The organism is Streptomyces sp. NPDC052016, assembly GCF_044548445.1.
Taxonomy (GTDB): Bacteria; Actinomycetota; Actinomycetes; order Streptomycetales; family Streptomycetaceae; genus Streptomyces.
Window position 1 is genome coordinate 1 of record NZ_JBIUBX010000065.1, and the last position, 3092, is coordinate 3092.

Annotated in this window: 2 protein-coding genes and 2 pseudogenes; 2 read left to right on the forward strand and 2 right to left on the reverse strand. The window is 72.7% G+C overall.

The window, feature by feature from the left end:
- Positions 1-318, reverse strand: a pseudogene (locus tag ACIHAR_RS39630) (esterase); the annotation flags it as partial.
- Between the two features lie 87 nt (positions 319-405).
- On the opposite strand from ACIHAR_RS39630, the gene ACIHAR_RS39635 reads away from it, so the two are divergent.
- Positions 406-858 (forward strand): MarR family transcriptional regulator, encoded by a 453-nt coding sequence (locus tag ACIHAR_RS39635; protein ID WP_365466782.1) that lies wholly within the window; start codon positions 406-408, stop codon positions 856-858.
- A 47-nt stretch (positions 859-905) separates the two neighbouring features.
- On the opposite strand, the gene ACIHAR_RS39640 is transcribed toward ACIHAR_RS39635, so the two are convergent.
- The gene (locus ACIHAR_RS39640) at positions 906-2180 is read right to left on the reverse strand and encodes an MFS transporter (RefSeq protein ID WP_400024122.1); all 1275 of its coding nucleotides are present in this window, start codon (positions 2178-2180) and stop codon (positions 906-908) included.
- Positions 2181-2353: 173 nt separating this feature from the next.
- Between ACIHAR_RS39640 and ACIHAR_RS39645 the strand changes: the two are divergent.
- Positions 2354-3001: pseudogene (locus tag ACIHAR_RS39645) on the forward strand (collagen binding domain-containing protein); the annotation flags it as partial.
- Positions 3002-3092 lie beyond the last annotated feature (91 nt).

Genomic DNA, 3092 nt, shown 5'->3' on the forward strand with positions numbered 1-3092 from the left:
GGCGCGGACGCTGCCCGTGGGACCGCCGGAGACGGTGATCCACTCCTCGTCGACGGCGGGCTTGTCGATCTCGCCGGACTGCACCTCGTCCACGGTCCTGCGGCCCTCGGTCGGGCCGAGGTCGAAGAGATAGGGCGGGTTGGCGGTGGCCTCGGCGAAGGACTGGGCGGCGGGCTCGAGGACGGGGCGGGCGGCGGTGGTGTCGGTCATGGCGACCTCCTGGGTTCGGGTGCCGCGGGCAGTCTCCGACGCTAGACCGCGACGGGGGCGGCGGCACGTCGAGAACAGTAGCGCGCCATTAAGTCGTACGCAACTGATTAGGGCGCGATAGAATCGAGGGGCATCGGCCGATACGCTGGTAGGTCACCGACGACCGGCGCAGCACGAAGAGTCAGGAGCCGAACCGTGGACCGAGCCGCTGAGACGACCGAGGGCTCGCTGCTCCTGGACGACCAGCTCTGTTTCGCCCTGTACGCGGCATCCCGTGCGGTCACCGCGCGCTACCGACCCCTGCTCGACGCGTTGGGGCTGACCTACCCCCAGTACCTGGTCATGCTCGTGCTGTGGGAGCAGGACTCGATCTCCGTACGGGACCTGGGAGCGGCGCTCCGCCTCGAGTCCAGCACCCTGTCACCGCTCCTGAAACGCCTGGAGGTGTCCGGGCTGCTGCGCCGTGAACGCCGGCCCGACGACGAGCGCTCGGTCGCGATCCGCCTCACGGACGCCGGGGCGCGGCTCCAGGAGCAGGCCCGCACCGTTCCGCTCGCCATCGGCGACGCCATGGGACTGACCGTCGAGCAGGACGCCATGGCCAAGCAGCTTCTCCGGCTCATCAGTTCGAACGTCGCCGGGGACTGAGCGGTCCGGGAAACGGTGTGTTGGGGCGGCCTGTGGGTGGCCGGTCCTCAACCCGATGCCGCGCGACGGATGGTGAGGCCGATCAGGGCCGCCGTGGCCGCGAGCGCGGCCACGCTCGTCAGGGCGACGGGGAGGGAGAACCAGTCCGCCATGAAGCCGATGGCCGGCGGGCCGAGCAGCATCCCGCCGTAGCCGAGAGTGGAGGCGACGGCGACGCCGGTGGGGCCGGCCAGGGCGCCCGCGCGTTCCACGGCGACGGGGAAGATGTTGGCGAGCCCGAGCCCGGTGACGGCGAAGCCGAGCAGCGCCGCCCATGCCGCGGGGGTCAGCGAGGCGACCAGCATGCCGACGGCCGCGGTCGCGCCACCCGCCACGACCGTGCGTGTACGGCCCAGGCGCTGGAGCAGTGTGGTGCCGGTGAGCCGGCCGACGGTCATGGCGAGCGCGAAACACGAGTAGCCCGCGGCCGCGAGGCCGGGGGAGGTGTCCAGGTCCTGCTGGAGGTGCAGGGCGCCCCAGTCGGCCAGGGCTCCCTCGCCGTAGGCCGTGCAGAGGGCGATGAGACCGAAGACGACGACGAGGCGGCGGGTGCGGGGGGTGAGGTGCCGCGCGGGTGTTTCCGCCGAGTGCGTACGGCCGTGGGGAGTCTGCGGGGCGGAGTCCGTGCCGTCGTCGGGGGTCCGTGAGGCGGAGGCCGTGCCGTGAGTCGCGTGCACGGCGTCCCCGGCGGTCTCCTCCGCGGCGCCTGTCCGCGCTCCGGGTGCCGCCTCCCGCAGCAGGGTCGGCCCCGCCAGCGCGGTCACCAGCAGGCCGACGGCGCACAGGCCTAGCAGATGGAGCGTGGGGGAGAGGGAGTCCGCGACCAGTCCGCCCAGGCCGGCGCCGATCATCCCGCCCAGGCTGAAGGCCGCGTGGAACGTGGGCATGATCGGCCGGCCGAGGGCCGCGACCAGGTCGACCGCGGCGCTGTTGAAGGCGACGTTGATCCCGCCGTACGCGGCGCCGAAGAGCAGAAGGACGGCGGCCAGGGCGGGCGCGGAGTGGGTGAGCGGGGGGAGGGTGACGCTGAGGGAGAGCAGGACCGCGCACGCCACGGTGACGCGGTGGTTGCCGTAGCGGTGGCAGAGGCGGCCGGTGAGCATCATGGTGACGACAGCCCCGGCGGAGACGCCGAGCAGCGCGAGACCGAGTGCGCTGGCGGATGCGCCGGTCTGCTCCTTGATGGCGGGGATGCGGACGACCCAGCCGGCGAAGACGAAGCCGTCGAGGGCGAAGAACACGGTGAGGGCGATGCGGAGCCGGCTGAGCGTGTCGCCCGGCACTGCGTTGTGCGTTCGGGCTTTGTTTATTAGCGGCACAAAGTCAGGCTAGGTGCGCCCCCCCGGGCCGGGCAAGTGCGTTGTCGTGGGCTGTGGCCGATTTTTCGGCCCTGGTGGCGGGCTGTTTCCTTGCGGTCGGACGCCCTCTCCGCCTCGACACCTGCACGTCTCGATCTCCCGACGGCGCCTACCGGGCGGAGGCGCCGGGCGAGGGGACGTACGTGCTGATCGCGTCCGCCGACGGCCACCAGCCGCAGGCGACGACCGTCGTGGTCGGCACCTCGCCGGTGACGTACGACATGCTGCTCACGGGCAGCAGCGGGCTCGGCGACGTGGCGCGGTCGGCGAACGGCGGGGTACCGGTCGCCGGGGCGGTCGTCATCGTCGCGGACGTCCGGGGCGATGTGCCGGCGACCGTCCGGACCGACGGCGACGGCGAGTTCTCCTTCACCGACCTGGTTCCGGGCGCCGTCACCCTCGCGGTCAACTCGCCCGAGCACCGCCCGCTGGCGCTGCCCGTCGAGGTCGGTGCCACGGGGATCGCGCGGGTGAGCCTCGAACTGCGGCCCGGCGCGCAGGTACGCGGCACCGTGCGCGGTGCGGGCGCCCCGCTCGGCGACGCGCGGGTGACCCTGGTGGACGCCGTCGGCAACGTCGTCGCCACCACCGCGACCGGCAGGGACGGCGCGTACGCCTTCTCCGACCTGGACAGCGGGCCGTCCACCGTCATAGCCACCGGGTATCCGCCGCGTGCCGAGAGCGTCAGCGTGTCCGGCGGGGACGTCGACGGCCACGACATCGAACTGGCCCACGCCATGGACTAGATGAATGAGTCCGATGTTTGCGCTGGCCGCGACCATGGCGAAGGGCGCCCGTTGGCCTGGTTGTGACTCCTTGCCTGGACGCCCTTCTGGC